We start from the raw sequence: 24,834 nt of genomic DNA on the forward strand, positions 1-24,834 counted from the left end.
GCTGACGATCACCCTGACCGCCTTCCTGGCCGTTCCGGGCCTGCCCGCGGCCGCCGCGCCGAAAGCCGTTCCCGGCCTGCCCGCGGCCGCCGCGCTCAAAGCCCAGGCCGCCGCGCCACAGGCTCAGCGGGCCGAGGTGGGCTCGGCCGCCGCGAAGGCCGAGACGCCCTGCCCGCATCCGAAGATCGCCAAGCCGAGCGCCCCGCCGCGCCCGGTCCCGCCGGCCGACAATCCGGCGGACATGGTGGTCGGCGGCGACGACCTGGCCACCCACGGGCTGATCGTGCCGGCCGGGGCGAAGCAGCCGCCGGCGGTCACCGCGACCACCTGGATCGTGGCCGACCTGGACACCGGCGAGGTGCTCGGCGCCTGCGGGCCGCACGTCTACCAGACCCCGGCCAGCGTGCAGAAGACGCTGCTGGCGGCCACCGCGATCGACAAGCTCGACCCGAACCAGAAGGTCAAGGTCGTGCCGAGCGACCTGGACATCGAGGTGAACAGTTCGGCGGTCGGGATCGTGGTCGGCGGGGTCTACCCGGTCTCCACGCTCTGGCTCGGGCTGCTGCTGAACTCCGGCAACGACGCGGCCAACGCGCTCGCCCGGATGGCCGGCGGCGGCAAGTCCGACGGGGTGGCGAACACGGTCGCCGCGATGAACGCCAAGGCGCAGGAGCTGGGCGCGTTCCAGACGCACGCGGTCACGCCGTCCGGACTGGACGGCAAGGGGCAGTTCACCAGTGCGTACGATCTCGCGCTGATCGCCCGGGTGGATTTCGCCAACGCGGACTTCCGGAAATACGTGCTCACCAAGACCGCGCAGATGCCCGCGCAGAAGGCCCGCAAGGTCGGCGGCTTCCAGTTCCAGAACGAGAACAAGCTGATCTACAACTACCCGGGCGCGATGGGTGGCAAGACCGGGTTCACCACGGTCGCCCGGCACAGCTACGTGGGCGCGGCCCAGCGCGACGGGCGGCGGCTGGTGGTCACGCTGCTCGGGGCGGAGGCGCACCCGATTCGCGGGTGGCAGCAGGGTGCGGCGCTGCTGGACTGGGGCTTCGCGCAGCCGGCCGGGTCGTCGGTGGGGCATCTCGTGACACCGGCCGAGGTCGCGGCGTCGGCGCAGAGCGCGACCGCGGAGAAGGCGACCGCGGGTTCGTCCGGGGTCGCCGCGAGCCCGGTGACCAAGTCGGGCGGGCTGTCCGTGCTCGCCGCCGGGGCGGTCGCCGTGGTGCTCACCGCGATCCCGCTGCTGCTCCTGCTCACCCAGCGCCGGCGCCGCCGGATGGCGCGCGGCTAGATCCGGGGTTTGCGGTTTCTACCGCAACCACCCTCGGACGTCGCCCTGGAGGGTCTCGCGTTCTGGGCGCCCCGCGCCCTGCGAGGCCCGGAAGGGTCCCCGCGGGAGCGACGATCAGTTATCGGCCGCAGCCGAGGCAATGCATAATTTGATCTTGAATTAGGCGGCGATCAGGCCGAAGACCCAGATCACCGCGATGGCCAGGGCGGCGGCGAACTCGACCAGCAGGGAGAGGCCGACCGCGGCGACCGCGCGGCGGGTCGAGGGCCAGGCCTGGTCGACGCCGAGGCGCAGCGCCTCCATGGCGTAGATGCCGAGCAGGAAGCCGAGCAGCAGGCCGACGACCGGGATCAGGAAGAAGCCGGCCAGGCCGAGCACCCCGCCGACCAGCAGGCTCGGCAGCGGCACGCCGGAGTCCTTGAGCTTGCGGCCCGGCCACAGGAACTTGACCACCATCCCGGTGCCGGCGATCACCGTGGCCACCGCCAGGACCAGCCACTTCACCGTGCTGCCGGCGTCTGACAGCAGCGCCCAGAGCAGCACTCCGGCCCAGCTCAGCAGCAGGCCCGGGATGATCGGCAGGACCACCCCGATCACGCCGGCGACGATCAGCACCCCGGCGATGACGGTGACGCTGGTGCCGCTGTCGCTCAGTTCCATGCGGCCACCCTGCCCTACCGGTGCAAAAAAGTCTCAAGCGGCCGGTGCCGCCGCCGATCGGCACGGGCAGCACGGAGCGGTTTTCATGCAACCGGAGGGCAACGGTGCGTGACCTTCCCTCGCACCCGGACGCCTTCAAAGTTTCTTCCTGTCAGCCGGTGCCCACCCAGCCAGGGGCGCCGACAACAACCGGGGGAAACGACATGACCAGCACCGTGATGACCGCTGCCGACCTTGCCGCCGACACCGCTCCCGCGACGCCGGTTCGCACTGCCCGCGAGCAGGAAGAGCTGATCCGCACGCACATGCCGCTCGTCGGTCACCTGGTGCGGGACATGCTCAGCCGGATCCCGAACCACATCCACCGGGACGACCTGACCAGCGCCGGCCTGCACGCCCTGGTCACCGCGGCCCGCGGCTGGGACCCGGAGCGTGGTGTGCCGTTCCACCGCTTCGCCGGCACCCGGATCCGCGGCGGCCTGCTCGACGAGCTGCGCTCGCTGGACTGGGCGACCCGCTCGGTGCGGTCCAAGGCCCGCAACACCGAGACCACCCGGCAGAACCTGGCCACCAGCCTGGGCCGGACGCCCACGCCGGAGGAGCTGGCGCAGGCGCTCGGCACCACCACGTCCGAGCTGAGCCAGACCGACACCGACGTGCAGCGCGCCACCGTGCTGTCGCTGCAGGGCTTCACCACCAGCAGCGCCGACGACCTGGTCACCGAGCGCACCCCGGGCCCGGAGGAGATGCTGCTGCGCCGGGAGCAGATCGGCTACCTGCACCACGCGATCAGCTCGCTGCCGGACCGGCTGCAGACCGTCGTCACCGAGTACTTCCTGAACGAGCGCCCGATGGCGGACATCGCCAAGGACCTCGGCGTCACCGAGTCGCGCGTCTCGCAGCTGCGGGCCGAGGCGCTGTCGCTGCTGCGCGACGGCCTGAACACGCACCTCGACCCGGAGATGGCCCCGGTCCCGGAGAACCCGGACAGCATCATCGCCCGGCGCCGCGCGTCCTACTACGCCAACATCGCCAGCAACACCACCATGCACAGCCGCCTGGCGATGACGAACGCCAACGGGCACACCGCGCTCGGCCGCGGCTCGCGCACCGCGGCGCACGCCGCCTGACCGGAAACAACCATGCGACAGGGCTCGGCGTCTCCGGACGCCGGGCCCTTTCGCGGGCCGTCGCACCCTGACCTATTTGTCGGACGTGCGGTTTATTCGGTGGCGAACCGGGACCGGGTTGCATAGTTTCCGCTCATGCCGGATGCCCTGTTCGCGGACACGCGGCTCGCGCCGCTCTACGACGCCTTCGACAGCGACCGGGGTGATCTTCCGGCCTACCTGGCGATCGTCGCGGCGCTGGCGCCGGAGCGGATCGTCGACGTCGGCTGCGGCACCGGGACCTTCGCGGCGCTGCTCGCCGGGCTCGGGCACACGGTGTCCGGGGCGGATCCGGCGGCGGCGTCACTGGCGATCGCGCGGGCCAAGTCGGACGCGGTCACCTGGCTGCCCGCCGGGGCCGCCGACCTGCCGGCGCTCGGCGCGGACCTGGCGCTGATGACCGGCAACGTGGCGCAGGTGTTCGTCACCGACGAGGAGTGGGCGGCCGCGCTGCGCGGGGTCCACCGGGCGCTGCGGGCCGGCGGGCACTTCGTCTTCGAGGCCCGGCGGCCGGAGTTCCGCGGCTGGGAGGAGTGGGCCGGCCACAACTCGGGAACCCTGGACATCCCGGGCGCCGGCGTGGTCGAGCGGCGGTTCACGCTCGGTGCGGTGGAGCTGCCGCTGGTGTCGTTCCGCTACGAGTACCGGTTCCACGCCGACGGGACGGTGCTGACGTCCGACTCCACGCTGCGGTTCCGGTCGCGGGAAGAGATCGAGGCATCCTTGCGTACGGCGAACTTCGACGTCCTCGAGGTCCGGGAGGCGCCGGACCGCCCCGGCCGGGAGAACGTCTTCATCACGAAGGCCGTCGCCTGACCGGGGCGGACCGCAGCGTCAGCCCAGCGAGGCCAGCACCTCCGGGAGCGGCGCGGTGTGCAGGACGCCCAGCCGCTGGGTCGCCCGGGTCACCGCGACGTAGAGGTCGGAGAGCCCGCGCGGGCTCTCCGCGACGATCTCGTCCGGGCAGACCACCAGGACCGAGTCGAACTCCAGCCCCTTCGCCTGCCGGACGGTCATCAGCACCACGTGGTTGAGCAGGTCGGGCTGCTCCCCCACGGCCGCGCCCGGGATCGCCTCGACCAGCGCGGCGCCGAGCACCGGCTCCAGCCGGGCCGGGACCAGGACGCCGACCCGGCCGGACTCGACCGCGGCGGACTCCTTGCGGACGTCCGCGATCAGCTCCTCGGCGAGCGCCTCGGCCGGCACCGGCCGCGCCCACGGGTTCACCCCGGACGAGCGGACCGAGCGCGGCGGCTTCAGACCCGGGCCGACCTCGGCCAGCACGTCCGCGGCGACCGCCATCACCTCGGCCGGGGTCCGGTAGTTGACGCTCAGCTCGACCAGGCGCCAGCGCTGCCCGACGTACGGCTCGAAGACCTGCTCCCAGCTCGTGCTGCCGGCCGGCTCGGAGGTCTGCGCGACGTCGCCGACCACGGTCATCGACCGGCTCGGGCAGCGCCGCATCAGCAGCCGCCAGGCCATCGGCGACAGCTCCTGCGCCTCGTCCACGATCACGTGCCCGAACATCCAGGTGCGGTCGGCCGCCGCGCGCTCGGCCGCGGTCCGGGTGTCGATCACCTCGTGCCGTTCGACGAACGCGCTCGCGTCGACCACGTCGATCGCCGAGAGGATCTCCTCCTCTTGGTCCTCGAAGTCGAGCGAGCGGGAGCCCTCGACGATCTCCAGGACGCCCTCGGCGTAGTCGATCGCGGCCTCCCGTTCCCGGGCCGCCTCCCGCTTCTTCAGGGTGTCGTCGATGCCGAGCAGCTCGGCGAGCTCGTCCAGCAGCGGCACGTCGGCCGGGGTCCAGCGGGCGTCCGCGGCGCGCAGCAGCGCCGGCGGCAGGCCGGCCGACTCCAGCCGGTCGGCGTCGGTGAGCAGGTCCCGCAGCACCTGGCGGGGCGTCAGCACCGGCCAGAAATCGAAGAGCACCTGCTGTACGTCGATGTCCTCGCGCAGCTCACGGCGGGTCTCCGCGAGGTCGGCGTCGGAGAGCAGGTTCTCCCCGCCGAGCGGGTCCGCCCCGATCCGCTCGGCGATCTGCAGCGACAGCGCGTGGATCGCCTCGGTCACGAAGACCGCCCGGGCCACGTTGTGCGGCCGGCCGGACCGACGGGCCACCGCCCGGGCGTCCTCGACCAGCGACCGCTCGATGCGCAGCGGATAGCCGTCGTGGTCGACCTCGGCGAACGTCGCCGGCACGGTCTGCCGGTCGGCGACCGCGTTCTCCAGGGCCGGGAGCATCAGCCGCAGGTCGCCCTTGACCGCCGCGACGTCGTCCGGCTCGTGGCCGCGGGCGCGCACCCCGGGGAACATGTCGCCGAGGGTGGCGAGCAGCACACCGGTCTCCGCGAGCGACGGCAGGACCTGGGAGATGTAGCGCAGGAACGTCAGGTTCGGCCCGAGGATCAGCACGCCGGAGCGGGTCAGTTGCTGCCGGTACGTGTACAGCAGGTACGCCGCGCGGTGCAGCGCGACCGCGGTCTTGCCGGTGCCCGGCCCGCCCTGCACGACCAGCGCGCCGGCCAGGCCGGAGCGGATCACCTCGTCCTGCTCGGCCTGGATGGTCTCGACGATGTCGCGCATCCGGCCGGTCCGGTTCGCGGTCAGCGCGGACAGCAGCGCGGCCTCGCCGGTCACGTCCTCCCGGCCGGTGCCGTCGCCGGCCGTCAGGTCCAGCACCTCGTCGTCGAGGCCGGTGAGCGTCCGCCCCCGGGTGCGCAGATGGCGCCGCCGGGTGACCCCCTCCGGATTGACCGCGGTGGCGAGGTAGAACGGCCGGGCCGCCGCGGCGCGCCAGTCGACCAGAAGTGGATCCTGATCGCGGTCCTCGGCGAAGAGCCCGATCCGGCCGATGTATTGATTCTTGCGGTCGGTGAAGTCGAGACGGCCGAAACAGAGGCCGTTCTCCACGGAATTCATCTGGGCGAGTTGCTCCGCGTAGTGGGCGCGGGTGGCCTCGCGCTGGGTGCGGCCCTGCGGGGTGCCGCCGGCCTCCAGCAGGATCGCCTTGAGCCGGCTGTCGGCCTGCTCACGCAGCTGATCCAGCCGCTGGTAGAGCGCGGTCAAGTACGCCTGCTCGGAATCGACGTCGGCGTTCGAGCTTGACAAAATCGCCCCTTTTCGTGCTATCATTCCGGCCGCTGGCAACCAATATTCTTTGGTTGCCTTTTCTGTTTACGGCAAACGACCAGAATAGCCGACCGGGCTGAGGGTTACGGGCCCGGCGGGCACTGTCAGGAAGCCGTCACGACACGCCGGAGCCGTTACGCGTGACCGGGTGCCGGGCTTAACCAGGCCATGGACATCAACACCCCGTACCGACGTCTCGCCGTCCTCGCTCTCGCCGCCGTCGCCACCCTCGGAACCATCTCCGCCTGCTCGTCCGACGACGACGCCCCGGCCGGCAACGCCGCCGCGGCGGCCGCCGGCGGGCCGGAGCCGAAGACCATCGACGGCGCGAAGACCGCCGCGCAGACCGTGTTCGACCGGTTCAGCGGCGGCGACTTCGCCGGCGCATGGGACATGTACACCTCGGCCGGCAAGCAGGCGATCAGCAAGGACGACTACGTCAAGCTGAACCAGGTGTGCTCGCGCAAGGGGCTGGCGATCCAGCTGACCAGCGCCCGGATGGAGGGCACCGACAAGGCGATCGTGATCGCCAAGCAGCTGGTCGCGGCGCAGTCGTACACGATGGCGTACGAGAAGGACGCGTGGAAGCTGGAGCCGGCGGCCGAGGGGCTCGCGCTCTACAAGCTGGGGGCCGTGAAGGCGATCGCCGTCCAGAAGAAGGCCGGGACCTGCGCGAACAACCAGTAGGCGGGGCCGGGCCGACGCCGTACCCGAATCAGGTCTCTGCATGGTTTTTGGGCCCGCCGCGAACCGCGACGGGCCCAGCAAACCGGCGAAGTCTGTCAGGCGGCGACCGGCAGGCCGTCCGGGCCGGTGAGGGCCAGGCGGGTGCGCAGCGTGCCACGGCTGGCGATCCGGTCGTAGTAGGCCGCGCGGCGCCGGGCCACACAGCCCTCCTTCGGCGGATTCTCGGCGGCCATCGCCGGATCCAGGTGGACGTTCATCCCGTCCCGGAGCAGCACCAGCGCCTCGGCGCGCAGCTGCGACACCCGGGACTCGCTGACGCCCAGCTCGGCGGCGATCTCGGCCATCGGGCGCTCGTCGAAGAAGTAGCCCTGGACGACCGCGTGCAGCCGCTCCGGCAGCGCGTCGACCGCGTGCCGCAGGTAGCCGAGCCGCTCCCGGCGGATCAGCAGCTCCTCCGGCCCGGCGCCCGGCTCGGTGACGATGTCGTCGGCCGTCGCCGTGGCGAAGCCCTGCAGGCTGAACACCGTGGCGCGGTGCACGTCGTCCTCGGCGTGCTCGAGGTCCTCGACCGTGCAGCCGAGCCGTTCGGCGATCTCCGTCACGGTCGGGGTGCGACCGAGCTCGGCGGTCAGCTCCTCGCGGGCCGAATCGGTCCGCCGGGCACGCTGGCGCACCGAGCGACTCGCCCAGTCCAGCCCGCGCAATTCGTCCAGCAGGGCGCCGCGCACCCGGGCGGCGGCGAACCGCGGGAACGGGACACCCCGCTCCGCGTCGAAACCGCGAGCGGCGGCGACCAGGGCGGCATAGCCGGCGGACAGCAGGTCGTCGCGGTTGACGTGCGCGGGGACCCGGGCCAGCATCTCGCGGACCAGGTGCCCGACGAGCGGCATGTTCGCTCGCACGATGTCCTCGCGACGCCGATCGACGGCAGGCGCTTCACCGTTCATCAGGGGTCTCCTCAGTACCGGCCGGAGTGGGGGCGTCCGGCGCTGAGGAAAAAGATCTGCGAGGCTGAGTGCACCCTGGTTCGATCCCGGGTGCAGAGTGGTTGCCATGGGTAACCAGTAGGATGATCAGTAACTGACCTACGGAGAGTTACCCCCTTTGACTTCGTTCATCGAGCTAGGCGTCCCGGCCGTCCTGAACGGCACACTCGCCGATCTCGGCATCACCACACCGTTCCCGATCCAGGCGGCGACGCTGCCGGACTCGCTCGCCGGGCGTGATCTGCTCGGCCGTGGCCGGACCGGATCCGGGAAGACCTACGCGTTCGTGCTGCCCCTCGTGGCCCGTCTGGCCGCGAAGAAGGCTCCACGACGCCCCGGCCGGCCGCGTGCGCTGATCCTGGCGCCGACGCGGGAGCTGGCCACCCAGATCGAGGCCGCACTGCGCCCGCTCGCCGAAGCGATGGGCCTCAACACCCTCACCGTCTTCGGCGGCGTCGGTGCGAACCCGCAGATCACCGCCCTGCGCAAGGGTGTCGACGTACTGGTCGCGTGCCCGGGCCGGCTCGACGACCACATCCGCAACGGGCACGCGTCGCTGGACGCTGTCGAGATCACCGTGCTCGACGAGGCCGACCACATGGCCGACCTGGGCTTCCTGCCGGTCGTCAAGCGGCTCCTCTCGCAGACCCCGGTCGGCGGCCAGCGGCTGCTGTTCTCGGCGACCCTGGACAACGGCATCGACGTGCTGGTCCGGCAGTTCCTGCGCAAGCCGGTCACGCACCACGTGGACTCGGCGGCCCAGGCGCCGATCGAGATGGACCACCACGTGTTGCATGTCACACACGACGATCGGTTCCCGGTGCTCGTCGACCTGCTCGCCGCGCCCGGCCGATCGGTGGTCTTCACCCGCACCAAACGGCGGGCCAAGGTGCTCACCCGGCAGCTCATCCAGGCCGGGGTGCCGGCCGTCGAGCTGCACGGCAACCTGGCCCAGAACGCTCGTAACCGGAACCTGTCCGCGTTCTCCGACGGGACGGCGGAGACCCTGGTCGCCACCGACATCGCCGCGCGCGGCATCCACGTCGACGACGTGACCCTGGTCGTGCACGCGGACCCGCCGGTCGAGCACAAGGCGTACCTGCACCGCTCCGGCCGGACCGCCCGGGCCGGTGCCCGGGGCACGGTCGTCACGCTGATGACCGACGACCAGCAGGCCGACGTCCGGGACCTGACCCGCAAGGCGGGCATCCGGCCGATGACCCGCCGGGCCCGTCCCGGGGATGCGCTGCTGGCCGAGCTGGCGCCGGGCGAGCGGAAGTTCGTCACCCCCGCGCCGGAACCGGTCGCGGCTCGCAACACCACGCCGTCGGCCACCGACGCACCGTCCTCGCGACGGCGCCGGGGTGCCGCCGGTGGCGGCGGAGGCGGCGGCCGGACCCGCGGTGCCGCCCCGGACGGCGGAACCTCGCCGGATCGCGCGGCGTCTCCCGGTCGCCGGCGGCCCGCCGCCGACGGCGGCTCCGGTTCGCCGGCTCCGCGCAACGGTGGGGGCGGTGGGCGGTCCGGTTCCGGCACGCCTCGGTCCGGGCAGGGCAAGTCAACTGCCCGTTCCGGTACGCCGCAGCCCCGTCCCGCCGCCGGTGGGGGCGGCGCGGCCGCGTTCTCGTCGCGGGCGGGTGGGCGGCGCTCCGGGCGCTGAGCATCCGATGATCGAAATCACCGCACTGGCCGGGGCGACCCGGGCAGTGCGGTGATGTTTTTGCGGGGCGTCGGTTCAGGGCGTCCAGGACGGCCTGGATGACCCGGACCCGGGCTCGCCCTGACCGGGAGCGCCCCAGGCCCGCAGGAGCGATCTGAGTCCACTCGCCGGGCGGATCCTCACCTGGCCGGGCGGGCCGAATCGGTCTCCGGGACGCTGACCGAGATCTCGTCGCCCAGCAGGAAGCCCGCGTTGAGCTCCAGCTCGTCGCCCGACCAGAAGCGGCCCGGGTCGTACCAGTTCGCCTTCCGGTTGCGCGGCAGCAGCCCCATGTCCTCGTAGGTGACCGCGACCACCTCGGCGCAGTACGCCTTCTCCAGCGTCGCGTTGGACGCCTCGGACGGCTTCCACGGCGGGGTGATCAACGGCACCCGGCCGCGGACCCAGCGCGCGGCGAGCTGCGACGTGGACGGGAACGGCGTGCCGTCCAGCCGGGCGACCGTCTTGAGCGCCTTGTCCTCCATCGCCCGGGTGGCGCCCGGCTCCAGCTGGCGCAGCCAGCCGCGCTGGCCGTAGCGCCGGGCCCAGACGGTGACCGCGTCCCGCAGGTCGTGCAGCTGGACGCCGCGCTGGAACGTGCCGGACCACAGGTCGGGCAGCGACCGGCCCAGCTCGGCGTGCCACATCAGCGGCGGCATGTCCTCGATCACCAGGGACATCCCGACGTGGTTCACCGGGCTGTTGGTGAGTGTCTGGATGGCCCGGTCGGGCCCGGAACGGCCACGAAAGATCCAGATGTCACCCGTACGGGTCAGTTCGATGGCCTCGTCGAGGCTGATGTCGGCGTCCACGGTGCCTATTCTCAGCTGATGCGATGGTGGAAGGTAGCGGGACTGGCGGGGCTGGCGGGAGTCGCGGCGACCGGGGTGGTGATCGCGCGGGCCGAACGGAAGCGCCGGGCGTACACCCCCGACGAGATCCGCGACCGGTTGCACAACCGGGTCGCCGAGGCGGCCTCGGTCGAGAAGGACGTCGAGTAGGCCATCATTCGGCCAGGTCGGTGTCGCGGAGCACGGACCAGAGACCGGCGCCGTCCGGGGCGGCGAACCACGTCTTGCCCCCGGACGGCACGGCCTCGGCCGCCTCGGTCGGGCCGGGCACGGCGCCGGCCAGCACCGCCTGGGTCGGCGAGAGCCGGCGGATCGCCACGGCGGCCACGTTCCTCGGGTGCTCGCGGGCGAACTCGGAGTAGATCTCCTGGTCGTGCTGGCCGTCGTCGCCGACCAGCAGCCACTTGACCTCCGGGAACTCCTCGGCGAGCCGGCGCAGCGAGTTGCGCTTGTGCTCCTGGCCGCTGCGGAACCAGCGGTCCGGCGTCGGGCCCCAGTCGGTGAGCAGGATCGGGCCGGCCGGGTAGAGGTGCCGGCTCAGGAAGCGGGTCAGGGTGGGCGCGACGTTCCACGCCCCGGTGGAGAGATAGATCACCGGGGTGCCCGGGTTCGCGTTGATCAGCCGCTCGTAGAGCACCGCCATGCCGGGCACCGCCATCCTCGCGTGCTCGTCGAGGACGAACGTGTTCCACGCGGCGAGCAGCGGGCGGGGCAGCGCGGTGACCATCACGGTGTCGTCGATGTCGGAGATCAGGCCGAACTTCACCGCCGGGTCGATCACCCGGATCGGCGCGTCGACCGGGGCGGCGCCCTCGCAGTGCAGCCGGACGCTGGCCCAGCCGGGCTCGAGGTCACCCTTGACCCGGCAGTCCACGTAGCCGCTGCGGTCGGTGCGGGTCTCGGTGACGCTGCCGCCGACCTCGATGCGCACCACGGCGTTGCTGACCGGGGTGGTGGTGAAGCTGCGCCAGCCGCGCAGCTTCTCCCGCTTGCGGCGGACCAGCCGGGGCCGGGAGAGCAGCACCCGGGCCATCACCCGGGCCCAGCCGGGCGCGCCGTAACCGGTGTAGGCCGTGATGTACGGTTTCCAGCCCCGGTTGCGCAGCCCGCGCTCGATGACCTGATGCACGGCGTCCTCGACCAAGGCCGCCCGGTGTATTCGGGCCACTGCCTTGGACGTCTCCGCCGGTGTCACCGCCACCATCTCCTCCTCGCCGTTCCGGTCCCGCCGCCCGCCGGGGCAACGTTACCGGGCCGGTACGACAGGCCGCTCGCGAACGTGAGCCTGGTCCAGGTTGGACATCAGGCCGCTGCCGGGAATTCGGCGGTCGTCCATTGCTCGGCCCACCACTGCTGGTCGGCCCGCTCCGGCGCGTCGACCCGCAGCGGCGCGGTCATCGCCTCGGCGCGCAGGCCGGCCAGGGTCTCGGCGGCCGCCTCGATGCTCCGCCAGGCGGAGCGCTCCCGCTCGACGGCGTCGTACCAGGCGGCCAGCCGGTGCGCCCGGGCCGCCTGGGCGAGGACCGCCTCCTGGTGGACCGGGTGCAGCCGCGGGTTCCAGCCCCGGTGCGCGAAGACGTCGTTGAGCTGGTCGATGGAGAGATCCTGGACCCGGCACAGCTCGCTGGCCGCGCGGTGCAGGTAGCGCTGGCGGTCGACGTTCTCGCCGGGCTTGCGGCGGCGGCTCATCAGCGGGTACGCGCCGGCCGAGGCGATCCGCAGGCAGGCGCGGTCGGCCTTCTCGTACGCCGTCCAGGCCTCGTCGACCGCCTCCTGGGCGGCCTCCCACTCGGCGCGGCGCCGCTTCGTGGTGGCGGCCGCGTTCCCGGCGGCGACCGCGACCTCGTCGGCGTACTTCTGCCGCTCGGTGGCGACCGGGGTGGGTTCGGTCAGCATGCGGGGAATCGAGACGATCGAGACGACCGCCGCGGCGACGGCGAGGAGCAGCACGATGATCAGCCAGATCGCGACGGCTTGCGGGATGGAACTCAGGAAGGCGGAATCCACGGAACACCCCCAGGGCAGCGAAAATGCAACGACGAACCGGCGTACGGAGGAAAGCGCGGGGCGTCAGCGGGTGGGGGGTGCCCGGGAGTCGCCGGTCGGCGGGACGGTGCCGGCGAGGACCGCCGGGACCGGGGCGAGCGGGGCGGCCGGCGCCTCGGCCGGCGGCGGCTCGGGTGCGGCCTCGGGTGCGGCAGCCTGGTCCTCGGGTGCGGACTCGACCACGGCGACCGCGACCGGGCCGGCGACCGGCTCGGCGCTGGGCGGCGGGGTGGCCGCGGGCAGGTTCAGCGTCACCGCCAGGGCCAGCATCGCCAGGCCGGTGAGGAACCGCAGCAGGCGGCGACCGTCCCACGGACGGTTCACCTCACGCGCCTCAGCGGTCACACCCGTCAACCTACCGGGGCGCAGGTCAACGTGCACCCGTGGTCCGGGTTACGGCCCTCGGACGGAGGTCACCCGCGGTCACCCGGACGAGGGACCATGGGTGTCATGGACTTCGGCGTGGTGGAGCAGGTGGCCCGGCTGGACGGCTGGCTGGGCGAGGGCGGCGTGGTGGTGCTCAGCGGTGCGGGGCTCTCCACGGACTCCGGCATCCCGGACTATCGGGGCCCGTCCGGCTCGGCCCGGCGCAACACCCCGATGACCTATCAGGCGTTCACCGGCGATCCGGTGGCCCGGCAGCGCTACTGGGCGCGCAGCCACCTCGGCTGGCGCACGATCGGCCGCGCCGCGCCGAACGACGGGCACCGGGCGGTGGCCCGCTGGCAGGAGCTCGGCCTGCTGCACGGGGTGATCACCCAGAATGTGGACGGGCTGCACCAGGCGGCCGGCGCGCGCGACGTGGTGGAGCTGCACGGCAACCTGGCCCGGATCACCTGCCTGGGCTGCGGCACGCTCAGCCCCCGGCAGGAGCTGGAGGCCCGGCTGACCGCGGCGAACCCGGACTTCACCGCGGTCGCCTCGGCGGTGAACGCGGACGGGGACGTCGAGCTGGACGACGCCGCGCTGGACGGGTTCCGGCCGGTGGACTGCCTCGCCTGCGGCGGGCTGCTCAAGCCGGACGTGGTCTATTTCGGCGAGACGGTGCCGGCCGGCCGGGTGACCCGGGCGTTCGACCTGGTCGCCGGGGCTCGCACGCTGCTGGTCCTGGGGTCCTCGCTGACCGTGATGTCCGGCCGGCGGTTCGTGCTGCGGGCCGTCAAGCAGGGCGTCCGGGTAGCGATCGTGAACCGTGGCGTGACCCGCGGGGAGCCGTACGCGGAGCTGTTCATCGATGCGCCGCTCGGGGTGATCCTTCCCAATCTGGCCCTGGCGACCGAAACGCACCGTTTGTTGCGTCAGTAAACGAACCCGGCTTCCCCTGGTTACCGGAATGAAACCTAAATAGATCTCACGACCATTGACGTGACCGCGCTCACTGGGGTTGACTGCCGGAACCGGTACCGAAACCGGTTCCGAACCTCCGGCGCAACCAACCGGAAACAATAATCTCGGAGGAGCTGTGCCGATCACCATCGCCGACGTGGCGGCCCGGGCGAAGGTCAGCAAGACGACCGTGTCCCGGGTTCTCAACGGCAAGGGTGAGCTGGACGAGTCGACCGCCGCCCGGGTCCGGGCCGTGATCGACGAACTCGGCTACGTCCCCAGTGCCCGCGCGGTGAACCTGGCCCGCGGCCGCACGCGGGTGATCGGCATGCTGGTGCCCTCGCTCACCTGGCCCTGGATGGGCGAGGTGCTGCAGGGCGCGGTCGACGTGCTGGAGGCCGAGGAGTACGGCCTGCTGCTGTTCACCTTCAACCGGGGCGACGACTCGATGCGCCAGTTCGCCGCGCAGGTCGCCGCCAAGTCGTTCGACGGCCTGCTGGCGATCGAGCCGGAGGGCACCCTCGGGTACCTGACCACCCTGCACAGCCGGGGCCTGCCGATGGTCCTGATCGACGACCGTGACCAGATCCCCGGCGGCCAGATCCCGACCGTCGGCACGACCAATCACGCCGGTGCGGCCGACGCGGCCCGGCACCTGCTGGAGATCGGGCGCCACAAGCCGCTCGTGATCACCGGCCCGTCCCGGTTCGGCTGCACGGTGCAGCGCACCGACGGCTTCTCCTCGGCGTTCGCCGAGGCCGGCCATCCGATCCCGGACACCTACGTGCTGCCCGGCGACTTCACCGTCGCGTGCGGCTCGGACGGGGTCAAGCAGGCGATCGCCGGCGGGCTCGACTTCGACGCCGTCTTCTGCCACAACGACCTGTCCGCCTTCGGCGCCGTGCAGGCCATCCAGGACGCCGGCCGGCGCGTGCCGGAGGACGTCGCGGTGGTCGGGTTCGACGACATCCCGATGGCCGCTCACCACCAGCCGCCCCTGTCCACCGTGCATCAGCCGATGCGCGAGATGGGCGAGGCCGCGGCCCGCACCCTGCTCGCCCACTTCGAGGGCACCGTGCTCCCGAACCGGCCCACGGTGATCCCCGCGACGTTCACCGCGCGGTCCTCGACCCAGCAGCCCTAAGCAGCAACAGCCACATAGGACTTTCCCGTTCGACCGGCCACCCGGCCGGTCGTGCGACCCCGCGCGCCTCGGGGCCGGCACCTGCCGGTCACGCGATGCCGCACGCCCTCCGGGCACCCCTCTCACCCGAAATCGCTAATCCGAGGAGATTCTCCGATGCAGAGAAGGAAGCTGTTCGCGGTCGCCGTGGCCGGCGTGCTCGCCACGAGCGGCCTGGCGGCGTGCGGTGACTCACCGAACGCCAACAAGGACGCCGCGAAGGGTACCGCCGCCGACTTCCTGTCGATCGGCATGCCGAACGGCACGGTCACCGAGAACAACAACCCGTTCGTCGGTACGTCCGCGGGCGCCTCGCTCGGCTACCGCTGGACCATCTACGAGCCCCTCGGCATGTGGAACAACGTCAAGCCGGCCGACCCAGCCAAGCCGTGGCTGGCCAGCGACATCAAGTGGGCCGCCGACTACAAGGCCCTCGACGTGACCATCCGGGACAACGCCACCTGGTCGGACGGCCAGAAGCTGACCGCGGACGACGTCGCGTACACGTTCAACCTGATCAAGTCGAACGAGGCGCTGAACATCTTCGCGCTCCCGATCGACCAGGTCACCGTGACCGGCAGCAAGGTGAACATCACCTTCAAGTCGTCGCAGTTCACCACGTGGCACAAGATCATCTCGCAGATCCCGATCGTCCCGAAGCACATCTGGGAGAAGATCGCGGACCCGGCGAAGGACCCGATCAAGGAGCCGATCGGCTCGGGCCCGTACACCCTCAAGACGTTCAGCCAGCAGGGCATCGTGCTTGAGCGCCGAGAGAGCGGTTACTGGCAGGACAAGCCGGCCATCAAGGAACTTCGGTACACGTCGTACACCGACAACAACGCGCAGACCACCGCGCTGGCCACCGGCCAGGCCGAGTGGAGCTTCGTGTTCATCCCGAACTACCAGCAGACCTTCGTCGCCAAGGACCCGCAGCACTTCAAGGTCTGGGCGCCGGGCGTGCTGGGCATCCACGGCCTCTACATCAACACCACCAAGGCGCCGTTCGACGACCCGATCCTGCGTCAGGCGATGAACAAGGTCATCAACCGGGCCGACATCTTCAACCAGGCCGAGGCCGGCTACTTCCACCCGGAGCTGAAGAGCGTCACGGGTCTGCCGGAGGGCGCTGGTGACGCGTTCATCACCGACGCCTACAAGGGACAGACGCTGGCGGTCGACGTCGAGGGCGCCAAGACGCTGCTCACCGGCGCCGGCTACAAGCTGGACGGCACCACGCTGAAGGACAAGGCCGGCAAGCCGGTCACGATCAAGCTCAGCGACCCCGCGCCGTGGTCGGACTACCAGACCACGCTCGAGATCATCAAGAGCAACCTGGCCGAGATCGGCATCGCCGCCACGGTCGAGAAGCCGAACCAGAACGTCTGGGACGCCAACGTCCAGAAGGGCGACTTCGGCGCCGTCATGCGCTGGACCAACGGTGGCTCGACGCCGTTCGACATCTACCAGACGGTGATGGACGGCGACCTGCTCAAGCCGATCGGCACCGCCGCTCAGCAGGGCAACTTCGGCCGCTTCAAGAGCCCGGAGGCGACCGCCGCGCTCAAGGCCTACGCGAACGCCACCAGCGACGCGGACCGCACCACCGCACTGGCCACGATCCAGAAGATCTTCGTGGAGCAGGCTCCGATGCTGCCGGTCGGCTCGGACAACGTCGGTGGCGCGTACAGCACCAAGAACTGGATCGGCTGGCCCTCGGAGACCGACCAGTACGCCCCGATGCAGCCCACCCAGTCCGGCGCGCTCGACGTGATCATGCACCTCAAGCCCGCCAACTCCTGATCGCCTGACCGCGGGCGTCCCGGTTCGCCGGGGCGCCCGCACCCCCCTGCTCGCCCGCTTTGTAAGGAACCCGGCATGACGTCGATTCCCGACGCGAAAGCGCCGGCCGGCGAGGTGGTGCTTGAGGCGATCGGCCTGACCAAGCACTTCCCCGTCCGCCGGAAGCTGCGCGACCTGTTCTCGAACCGCAAGGACGCGGTGCACGCCGTCGACGACGTGAATCTCACGCTACGGCGCGGCAAAGTGGTCGCCCTGGTCGGCGAGTCCGGCTCGGGCAAGTCCACCATCGCCCGGCTGCTCGCCCAGCTCTACCCCCGCACCGGCGGGGACATCCAGCTGCACGGCGAGACGACCAAGGTCCGAGGGGGCGCGGCGTTCCGCCGGTACTGCTCCCAGGTCCAGATGATCTTCCAGGACCCGTTCGCGTCGCTGAACCCGACGCACACGATCCGGTACCACCTGACCCGGTCGTTGAAGATCCACGACAACGCCGGGTCGAGCGCCGCGGACCTCGACGAGGCCCTGAACGGCCTGCTCGAGCGGGTGCAGCTGACCCCGCCGGAGCGTTACCTGGACAAGTTCCCGCACGAGCTCTCCGGCGGCCAGCGGCAGCGCGTGGCGATCGCCCGGGCGCTCGGCGCCGAGCCCGAGGCACTGCTCGCCGACGAGCCGGTGTCCATGCTGGACGTCTCGATCCGGCTGGGCGTGCTGAACCTGCTGCGCGACCTGCGGGACCGGCTCAACCTGGCGATCCTGTACATCACCCACGACATCGCGTCGGCCCGCTACTTCGCCGACGAGACGATGGTGATGTACGCCGGCCGGATGGTCGAGGGCGGTGACAGCGAGACCGTGACGCAGTCGCCGGCTCACCCGTACACCAAATTGCTCATCGAATCCGCGCCGGACCCGGACCGTCTCGCCGGCACGTCCGAAGCCGAAGGCAAGGACGCCGGCAACGGCGAGCCGCCGAGCCTGATCACCCCGCCGTCCGGCTGCCGGTTCCACCCGCGCTGCCCGGTCGCGATGGACCGCTGCAAGACCGACCTTCCGGTGCCGCTGGAGATCGGCGACGCGCCCGGACACTGGGCGGCCTGCTGGCTGTACGACACCGAAGAGGTGGCCAAGTGAAGTATCTGCTGCAGCGCATCGCGTTCTACCTGTTCACCGCGTGGGCCGCGATCACGCTGAACTTCTTCATCCCGCGGCTGGTCCCCGGTGACCCGGTGCAGTCGCTGATCACCAAGTACCAGGGCCAGCTCAGCAGCCAGGCGATCGACTCGCTCTACGTCCTGTTCGGACTGGACAAGGACAAGAGCCTCTGGCAGGAGTACCTGGACTACTGGGGCCAGCTGTTCCACGGCGACCTGGGCCTGTCGTTCACGTTCTTCCCGACCCCGGTCTCGGAGATCATCTCCAGCAGCCTGCCCTGGACGCTGCTGCTGGTCGGCATCACCACGGTGATCAGCTTCTTCCTCGGCACCGGCCTGGGCGTGCTGGCCGGCTGGCGGCGCGGCTCGTGGGCGGACGGCCTGCTGCCGGTGACCACGTTCCTCTCCTCGGTGCCGTACTTCTGGCTCGGCATCATCGCGATCTACCTGTTCACCGGGCCGGACAGCTTCTTCCCGTCGTCCGGCGGGTTCGACAACGGCCTGGTGCCGGCGTTCGACCAGTACTTCATCCCGAGCGCGATCAAGCACAGCATGCTCCCGGCGCTGACCATCCTGGTCTCCTCGGTCAGCGGCTGGATCCTCAGCATGCGGAACATGATGGTGACGGTGGCCAGCGAGGACTACATCACCGTCGCGCACGCCAAGGGGCTCTCCGACCGCCGGGTCGCGCTCAGCTACGCGGCCCGCAACGCGTTGCTGCCGAACGTCTCCGGCTTCGCGCTGTCGCTCGGCTTCATCGTCGGCGGCACGCTGCTGGTGGAGATCGTCTTCTCCTACCCCGGCATCGGCTTCCAGCTCTTCCAGGCGCTGGGCGCCCAGGACTACCCGCTCATGCAGGGCATCTTCCTGATCATCACGATCTCGGTGCTGGTCGCGAACCTGATCGCGGACGTGGCGTACCTGCTCCTCGACCCGCGCACCCGCAAGGAGGGCTGAGTAGTGACGATCCCTACCTCCAGCATCGAGCAGGTCATTCCGGGCCAGGGCTCGATGGCGCAGCCGGAGACCGGCCGGAAGCCCAAGCGCCAGCGGTTCCGCTTCGTCAGCAACAAGAAGGCGGCGACCGGCCTGGTCGTGCTCGGCATCTACGTGCTGTTCGCGATCATCGGGCCGTGGGTCGCCCCGTACGACCCGGACGCGCGGAGCAACGACCTGATCCAGCCGCCGTCCGGCGCGCACTGGCTCGGCACCACCCACCTCGGCCAGGACGTGTTCAGCCAGCTGCTGGAGGGCACCCGCGCGGTGATGTTCGTCGGCTTCCTGGCCGGCACCATCGCGACCGTGCTGTCCGTGCTGATCGGGGTGACCGCCGGCTACCTGGGCGGCAAGACCGACGAGGGCCTGTCCGCGCTCTCCAACGTCTTCCTGGTCATCCCGGCGCTGCCGCTGATCATCATCATCACGTCCACCCTGCAGAACGCCGAGGACTGGCTGGTCGCCCTGGTGATCGGCTTCACCTCGTGGTCCTGGAACGCCCGGGTGCTGCGCGCGCAGACGCTCTCGCTGCGCCGGCGCGACTTCGTCGACGCGGCCCGGGCCACCGGCGAGAAGACCTGGCGGGTGGTCGTCTTCGAGCTGATGCCGAACCTGACCGCGGTGATCGCCTCCGGCTTCGTCGGCACGGTCATCTTCGCGGTGCTCTCCGAGATCACCCTGGCGTTCATCGGCGTCGCCTCGGCCAACACCTGGAACTGGGGCACCATCCTGTTCTGGGCGCAGGGCCAGCAGGCGCTCGCCCAGGAGGCCTGGTGGTGGTTCATCCCGGCCGGCCTGGCGATCGCGATCCTCGGCACCTCGCTCTCGCTGATCAACTTCGGCATCGACGAGTTCGTCAGCCCGCGGTTGCGCAGTGTCGGCAAAACCAAGATCAAAACCGTTGACGGACGTACGGTCCGGATGCGCATCGGTTTCACGCCGGTGCTCAGCAACTCCGCCGACCCGCACACGCACGCGAAGCCGATGGTCAACCTCAACGGGGCGACCCCTGTCATCAAGAAGGAGGTGTCCCAGTGAGCGAGCCCGTTCTGGAGATCAAGAACCTGAACGTCGAGTACGGCCTGGGCGACCAGGCGGTCCGCGCGGTCCGCGACGTCAACCTGACCCTGCACCGCGGCGAGGTGCTCGGCCTGGCCGGCGAGAGCGGCTCCGGCAAGTCGACCCTGGCCTACGGCATGACCCGGCTGCTCGCCCCGCCCGGCGTGATCACCGGCGGCCAGGTGATCTACCACCCGGAGAAGGGCGAGGCGTACGACGTCCTCGGCCTCTCCGACCACGAGCTGCGCGGCTTCCGCTGGGCCGAGACCGCGATCGTGTTCCAGGGCGCGATGAACTCGCTGAACCCGGTGCACAAGATCTCCACCCAGCTGACCGACGTGCTCCGGGCCCACCAGCCGGAGCTGTCCGAGGCGGCCCGCAACGCCCGGGCGCGGGAGATGCTCAAGCTGGTCGGGATCGCCGCCGACCGGATGGAGGCGTACCCGCACCAGCTCTCCGGCGGCATGCGCCAGCGCGTGATGATCGGCATGGCGCTGATCCTGCAGCCGCAGGTCGTGATCATGGACGAGCCGACCACCGCGCTCGACGTGGTCATGCAGCGGCAGATCCTCGGCCAGCTGATCGAGCTGCGCGAGCGGCTGGGCTTCTCGGTCATCTTCATCACGCACGACCTGTCGCTGCTGGTCGAGTTCTCCAACAAGATCGCGATCATGTACGGCGGCCGGATCGTCGAGGAGGCGCCGGCCGCGGCGATCTACAAGGACTCGCTGCACCCGTACTCGAAGGGTCTGCTCGGGTCCTTCCCGGCCCTGCGCGGGCCGCGCCGTGAGCTGACCGGCATCCCCGGCTCCCCGCCGGACCTGAAGGGGATGCCGACCGGGTGCTCGTTCCACCCGCGCTGCCCGAAGGCGTTCGAGCCCTGCTCCGGGCACATCCCGGTGCTGGGCCGGCCGGGCACGCCGGACGGGTCGACCCGATCCGTGGCGTGCTGGCTGCACCCGACCGAGCAGCCGGTCGGCTAGGACAGGCGGCCGGCCCCCTGCCGTCGGGGCCGGCCGCCATTTTTCTTTCAGCATGGGGGATATTTCGTGACATTCACCTGGGGCGTCGCCACCTCCGCCTACCAGATCGAGGGCGCCGCCGCCGAGGACGGCCGCACGCCGTCCATCTGGGACACCTTCGCGCACACCGTCGTCGGCGAGCACGGCGACGTGGCCTGCGACCACTACCACCGGATGCCGGACGACGTGCGGCTGATCAAGAGTCTGGGCGTGGACGCGTACCGGTTCTCGGTCTCCTGGACGCGGGTCCAGCCGAACGGGCGGGGGCCGGGCAACGAGCGTGGTCTGGACTTCTACGACCGGCTCGTGGACGAGTTGCTCGGCAACGGGATCACGCCGTGGTTGACGCTGTACCACTGGGATCTGCCGCAGGAGCTGGAGGACGCCGGGGGCTGGCCGGTCCGGGACACCGCCTACCGATTTGCCGATTTCTCCGGCATAGTGGCCGATCGACTGCGGGATCGCGTCAAGAACTGGCAGACGCTGAACGAGCCTTGGTGTGCCGCCTACCTGGGCTATCAGCACGGGGTGCACGCGCCCGGGCGCCGCTCGTATGACGACGCGCTGAAGGCCACGCACCACCTGCTGCTCGCGCACGGGCTTGCCGCCTCTGTCGTGAAAAAGCCGGATAACTCGGTCGGGATCGCGCTGAACATCGGCACGGCGACACCCCACACCGACGACCCGCTGGACATCGCCGCCGCCCGGCGCGCGGACGGCAACGTGACCCGGATCTTCCTCGACCCGCTGGTGCACGGCCACTACCCGGCAGACGTCCTGGAAGACCTGGCCGCCCAGGGCCACACGCTGCCGATCCAGGACGGCGACCTGGCGATCATCAACCAGCGCCCGGACGTCCTCGGCGTCAACTTCTACTTCGGACAGGACTTCGCCGGCCGCGACGAGCAGGGCAACACCCACGACGCGAACGGGCTGCCGATCGTCCGGGAGATCCGGCCCGACGTGCCGCAGACCGCGATGGGCTGGGCGATCACCCCGGACCGGTTCACCACGCTGCTGCTGCGCCTGCACCACGACTACGGCGTGCCGCTCGCGGTGACCGAGAACGGCGCGGTCTACGACGACGTCGCCGACGAGACCGGCTTCGTGGCTGATCAGGAACGGACGGCGTACCTGCGCGACCACGTCGAGGCCACCCTTGCGGCCCGGGCGCAGGGCGCCGACGTACGCGGATATTTCGCCTGGTCCCTGATGGACAACTTCGAGTGGGCCGAGGGTTATCAGCGGCGGTTCGGGCTGGTGGCGGTCGATTACGAGACCCAGCGGCGGACGCCGAAACAGAGTGCGCTGTGGTTCCGGGACCGCATACGCTCCGGCATGTGACCGACTATCTGACCGTCAACCGCGCCAACTGGGACGAGCGTGCCCCGGCGCACGCCGCGTCGGCCGACTACGGCTTCGACCGCTTCGCGAACGACCCGTCGCACCTCAGCGACGTGGTCAGATTCGACCTACCGAGGCTCGGCGACATCGCCGGGCAGCGGGCCGTGCACCTGCAGTGCCACATCGGCACCGACACGGTCTCGCTGTCCCGGCTCGGCGCCGAGCTGACCGGTCTGGACTTCTCCGGCGAGTCCCTCAAGCAGGCCCGCGCCCTGTCCGAGCGGGCCGGCGCGGACATCCCGTTCGTGCAGAGCGACGTCTACGCCGCGCGGGACGTGCTCGACGGCGAGTTCGACCTGGTCTACACCGGGATCGGCGCGCTGGGCTGGCTGCCGAGCATCAAGCGCTGGGCGGAAACGGTCGCGTCGCTGCTCGCGCCCGGCGGGCGGCTGTTCCTCCGGGAGGGGCATCCGGTGCTCTGGGCGTGTGAGTACGAGCGGACCGACGGGATCATCGCGCTCCACGAGCCGTACTTCGAGCAGGCCGCACCGCAGATCTACGACGAGCCCGGCACCTATGTGGACACCGACCACCAGTTCCAGCACACCGTCACGCACGAGTGGAACCACGCGCTCAGCGAGATCGTCACCGCGGTCCTCGACTCCGGCCTCACCCTCACCGGGCTGGTCGAGCACCAGAGCGTGCCGTGGAACGCGCTCCCCGGCCGGATGACCAAGCGCCCCGACGGCGAGTGGCAGCTCACCGACCGGCCCGAGCGCCTGCCGCACACCTACACCCTGCAAGCCCGAAAACCGATTTAGCCGTACGCGGTCAGCCCACGCCCGCCCGAGCCCGGCCCGAGCCGGCGGGCGTGTGCTCACGGCGTACCAAATTGTGGTTCTAAAGGGTCTTGACCTGGTTCCGACCGGCCCGCTTCGCGGCGTAGAGCAGGTCGTCGGCGCGCAGCAGCGCGTCCTTGCGGTCCTCCCCCGGCCGGATCTCGGTCACCCCGATGCTGGTGGTGACCGCGAGACCGGCCGCGACCTCGCCCCACGCGTGCCCCTCGACCGCGGCCCGCAGCGCCGCGCAGTGCTCGGCCGCCTCCGCCGCGCCGGCCTGGAACACCATCAGGAACTCCTCGCCGCCGTGCCGCCCGGCGAAGCCCGGCGCCGCGGCGAGCAGACCCGCCACCCGGCGCAGCACCTCGTCCCCGGTGGTGTGCGAGAACGTGTCGTTGACCTGCTTGAAGTGGTCCAGGTCGAGCAGCGCCACGGAGACCGGACCGCCGGTCGCGAGCGCGGCGGTCAGCTCGACCTCGCAGCGGCGGCGGTTGCCGAGACCGGTCAGCGGATCCCGCTCGGCCACGTCCCAGGCCTGCTCGAGCGCGAACTGCGCGTGCGCGAACCGGGCCGCCACCGCGCTCTGCTGGGTGCGCATCACCTCCCACCGCTCGTGGAACTCGCACATGGTCCGGTAGGCCGACTCGAAGTCCCCGATGTCGGCGTAGCAGCCGGCCAGCGCGCGCAACGCCTCCGCGTCGGCGTCCTGCCGGTTGTGCTCGGCCGCCAGCTCGCGGCAGCGCAGCAGGGTCCGCACCGCGCCGGCGTGGTCGCCCTGCCGGCGCTCGATCTCGGCCAGGGTGAGCAGCGCGGCCGGCACCGCGTCAGAGTCGGTGGCCGGCGCGTTGGTGATCGCCTCCTGGATCACCTCGCCGGCCTCCTCCGGGCGGCCGGTCTCCAGCAGGACCCGGGCGACCGTGTCCGCGCACGACGAGTTCAGCTGCTGCCCGGTCGTCTCCGCCCGCGCCCGCATCCGCTCGACCATCGCCGCGGCCGTCTCCAGGTCGCCACCCTGGTAGGAGTACCAGGCCCAGTTGTTCAGATTCGCGATCTCCAGCGCCGGCTGCCCGGATGCCTCGGCGTCGCGCTGGGCGGCGGCGAACTCGGCCGTCTCGAAGTCGTCCAGGCCCTGATCGTTGATCAGCACGGCCAGGATGATCGCGTGGTCGGCGCGGATCGTGATCGGGTCCTCCGGCTGGAGCATCCGCACCGAACGCAGCGAGTGCCGCACCGCGGTGGCGCTGTCCCCGATCCGCCACACCCCACCGGCGATGATCGCGTGCGCCTTCGCCCGCACCAGCCGGTCGTCGCTCGTGCCGAGCATCGTCCGGGCCGTCTCGACCGCCTCCGGCACCCGGCCGTTCCGGTTGTCCAGCTCGGCGGCGATCAGCCGGGCCAGGTCGGCGCTGCGCCGATCCCCCGCCGCCTCGGCCGCCATGATCAGCGCCGCGGTCCGCTCGGCCAGGCCGTCGTGGGACGTGTAGCAGTCCACGACGAGCTGCTCGACCTCGGCGAGCAGGCTTCCCAGCGATGTTGGCGGCACGTCGCTCTCATCGCCATGCCCAGGTCGCAGTTTAGAGATCG

At 71.1% G+C, this 24,834-nt stretch carries 23 protein-coding genes; 15 read left to right on the forward strand and 8 right to left on the reverse strand.

Going from position 1 to position 24,834, the window contains the following annotated elements; genetic code table 11:
- Positions 1-25: 25 nt before the first annotated feature.
- Entirely contained in the window at positions 26-1,297 is a 1,272-nt protein-coding gene (locus tag L3i22_RS44320; protein WP_370644574.1) for a D-alanyl-D-alanine carboxypeptidase family protein, read from the forward strand.
- A 159-nt stretch (positions 1,298-1,456) separates the two neighbouring features.
- Here L3i22_RS44320 and L3i22_RS44325 read toward each other — a convergent pair whose 3' ends face one another.
- Positions 1,457-1,957, reverse strand: a complete 501-nt coding sequence (locus L3i22_RS44325; RefSeq protein WP_221323419.1) for a DUF456 domain-containing protein — start codon at positions 1,955-1,957, stop codon at positions 1,457-1,459.
- Positions 1,958-2,160: 203 nt separating this feature from the next.
- Between L3i22_RS44325 and L3i22_RS44330 the strand changes: the two genes are divergently transcribed.
- A complete protein-coding gene (locus L3i22_RS44330; RefSeq protein WP_221323420.1) occupies positions 2,161-3,087 on the forward strand; it encodes a sigma-70 family RNA polymerase sigma factor in 927 nt (308 codons plus the stop codon).
- A 135-nt stretch (positions 3,088-3,222) separates the two neighbouring features.
- Positions 3,223-3,942: a methyltransferase domain-containing protein gene (locus L3i22_RS44335; protein WP_221323421.1), complete on the forward strand. Its 720-nt coding sequence runs from the start codon at positions 3,223-3,225 to the stop codon at positions 3,940-3,942.
- Between the two features lie 18 nt (positions 3,943-3,960).
- Here L3i22_RS44335 and L3i22_RS44340 read toward each other — a convergent pair whose 3' ends face one another.
- A complete protein-coding gene (locus L3i22_RS44340) occupies positions 3,961-6,261 on the reverse strand; it encodes an ATP-binding domain-containing protein (RefSeq protein ID WP_221323422.1) in 2,301 nt (766 codons plus the stop codon).
- Between the two features lie 165 nt (positions 6,262-6,426).
- Between L3i22_RS44340 and L3i22_RS44345 the strand changes: the two genes are divergently transcribed.
- Positions 6,427-6,945, forward strand: coding sequence for a hypothetical protein (locus L3i22_RS44345; RefSeq protein ID WP_221323423.1), 519 nt, complete (start codon positions 6,427-6,429; stop codon positions 6,943-6,945).
- A 95-nt stretch (positions 6,946-7,040) separates the two neighbouring features.
- Here the strand turns inward: L3i22_RS44345 and L3i22_RS44350 are convergent, their stop codons facing one another.
- Positions 7,041-7,892, reverse strand: coding sequence for a sigma-70 family RNA polymerase sigma factor (locus L3i22_RS44350; RefSeq protein ID WP_221323424.1), 852 nt, complete (start codon positions 7,890-7,892; stop codon positions 7,041-7,043).
- A gap of 157 nt (positions 7,893-8,049) precedes the next feature.
- Between L3i22_RS44350 and L3i22_RS44355 the strand changes: the two genes are divergently transcribed.
- Complete coding sequence (locus L3i22_RS44355; protein WP_221323425.1) at positions 8,050-9,591, forward strand: DEAD/DEAH box helicase; 1,542 nt, start codon at positions 8,050-8,052, stop codon at positions 9,589-9,591.
- A 179-nt stretch (positions 9,592-9,770) separates the two neighbouring features.
- Here L3i22_RS44355 and L3i22_RS44360 read toward each other — a convergent pair whose 3' ends face one another.
- The gene (locus tag L3i22_RS44360) at positions 9,771-10,442 is read right to left on the reverse strand and encodes a hypothetical protein (protein WP_221323426.1); all 672 of its coding nucleotides are present in this window, start codon (positions 10,440-10,442) and stop codon (positions 9,771-9,773) included.
- An 18-nt stretch (positions 10,443-10,460) separates the two neighbouring features.
- Here L3i22_RS44360 and L3i22_RS44365 point away from each other — a divergent pair, with 18 nt between their 5' ends.
- On the forward strand, positions 10,461-10,631 hold the full coding sequence (locus L3i22_RS44365; RefSeq protein WP_221323427.1) for a hypothetical protein: 171 nt from the start codon (positions 10,461-10,463) through the stop codon (positions 10,629-10,631).
- Positions 10,632-10,635: 4 nt separating this feature from the next.
- Here L3i22_RS44365 and L3i22_RS44370 read toward each other — a convergent pair whose 3' ends face one another.
- The 3 genes from L3i22_RS44370 to L3i22_RS44380 all read right to left on the reverse strand — a co-directional run bounded on the left by L3i22_RS44370 (position 10,636) and on the right by L3i22_RS44380 (position 12,872).
- On the reverse strand, positions 10,636-11,685 hold the full coding sequence (locus L3i22_RS44370) for an App1 family protein (protein WP_221323428.1): 1,050 nt from the start codon (positions 11,683-11,685) through the stop codon (positions 10,636-10,638).
- 98 nt (positions 11,686-11,783) lie between these two features.
- Positions 11,784-12,488 carry a hypothetical protein gene (locus L3i22_RS44375; RefSeq protein ID WP_221323429.1) on the reverse strand — a complete coding sequence of 235 codons (705 nt, stop codon included), beginning with the start codon at positions 12,486-12,488 and terminating at the stop codon, positions 11,784-11,786.
- A 63-nt stretch (positions 12,489-12,551) separates the two neighbouring features.
- Positions 12,552-12,872, reverse strand: a complete 321-nt coding sequence (locus L3i22_RS44380; RefSeq protein ID WP_221323430.1) for a hypothetical protein — start codon at positions 12,870-12,872, stop codon at positions 12,552-12,554.
- A 96-nt stretch (positions 12,873-12,968) separates the two neighbouring features.
- Here L3i22_RS44380 and L3i22_RS44385 point away from each other — a divergent pair, with 96 nt between their 5' ends.
- The 9 genes from L3i22_RS44385 to L3i22_RS44425 all read left to right on the forward strand — a co-directional run bounded on the left by L3i22_RS44385 (position 12,969) and on the right by L3i22_RS44425 (position 23,232).
- Complete coding sequence (locus L3i22_RS44385; protein WP_221323431.1) at positions 12,969-13,832, forward strand: NAD-dependent protein deacetylase; 864 nt, start codon at positions 12,969-12,971, stop codon at positions 13,830-13,832.
- Positions 13,833-13,989: 157 nt separating this feature from the next.
- Positions 13,990-14,997, forward strand: a complete 1,008-nt coding sequence (locus tag L3i22_RS44390; protein ID WP_221323432.1) for a LacI family DNA-binding transcriptional regulator — start codon at positions 13,990-13,992, stop codon at positions 14,995-14,997.
- 156 nt (positions 14,998-15,153) lie between these two features.
- Positions 15,154-16,839, forward strand: a complete 1,686-nt coding sequence (locus tag L3i22_RS44395; protein ID WP_221323433.1) for an ABC transporter substrate-binding protein — start codon at positions 15,154-15,156, stop codon at positions 16,837-16,839.
- Positions 16,840-16,914: 75 nt separating this feature from the next.
- The gene (locus L3i22_RS44400) at positions 16,915-17,970 is read left to right on the forward strand and encodes an ABC transporter ATP-binding protein (protein ID WP_221323434.1); all 1,056 of its coding nucleotides are present in this window, start codon (positions 16,915-16,917) and stop codon (positions 17,968-17,970) included.
- Positions 17,967-18,947 carry an ABC transporter permease gene (locus tag L3i22_RS44405; protein ID WP_221323435.1) on the forward strand — a complete coding sequence of 327 codons (981 nt, stop codon included), beginning with the start codon at positions 17,967-17,969 and terminating at the stop codon, positions 18,945-18,947. Before L3i22_RS44400 ends, L3i22_RS44405 begins: the two co-directional genes overlap by 4 nt.
- Before the next feature lie 3 nt (positions 18,948-18,950).
- Positions 18,951-20,024 (forward strand): ABC transporter permease, encoded by a 1,074-nt coding sequence (locus tag L3i22_RS44410; protein WP_221323436.1) that lies wholly within the window; start codon positions 18,951-18,953, stop codon positions 20,022-20,024.
- A complete protein-coding gene (locus L3i22_RS44415) occupies positions 20,021-21,028 on the forward strand; it encodes an ABC transporter ATP-binding protein (RefSeq protein WP_221323437.1) in 1,008 nt (335 codons plus the stop codon). The genes L3i22_RS44410 and L3i22_RS44415 overlap by 4 nt, the downstream gene beginning before the upstream one ends.
- Before the next feature lie 66 nt (positions 21,029-21,094).
- A complete protein-coding gene (locus L3i22_RS44420) occupies positions 21,095-22,411 on the forward strand; it encodes a GH1 family beta-glucosidase (RefSeq protein WP_221323438.1) in 1,317 nt (438 codons plus the stop codon).
- Positions 22,408-23,232 carry a bifunctional 2-polyprenyl-6-hydroxyphenol methylase/3-demethylubiquinol 3-O-methyltransferase UbiG gene (locus tag L3i22_RS44425; protein ID WP_221323439.1) on the forward strand — a complete coding sequence of 275 codons (825 nt, stop codon included), beginning with the start codon at positions 22,408-22,410 and terminating at the stop codon, positions 23,230-23,232. Before L3i22_RS44420 ends, L3i22_RS44425 begins: the two co-directional genes overlap by 4 nt.
- A gap of 79 nt (positions 23,233-23,311) precedes the next feature.
- Here the strand turns inward: L3i22_RS44425 and L3i22_RS44430 are convergent, their stop codons facing one another.
- Positions 23,312-24,793: a diguanylate cyclase gene (locus L3i22_RS44430; protein ID WP_221323440.1), complete on the reverse strand. Its 1,482-nt coding sequence runs from the start codon at positions 24,791-24,793 to the stop codon at positions 23,312-23,314.
- Positions 24,794-24,834: the final 41 nt, after the last annotated feature.

The organism is Actinoplanes sp. L3-i22, from assembly GCF_019704555.1.
Classification (GTDB): domain Bacteria; phylum Actinomycetota; class Actinomycetes; order Mycobacteriales; family Micromonosporaceae; genus Actinoplanes.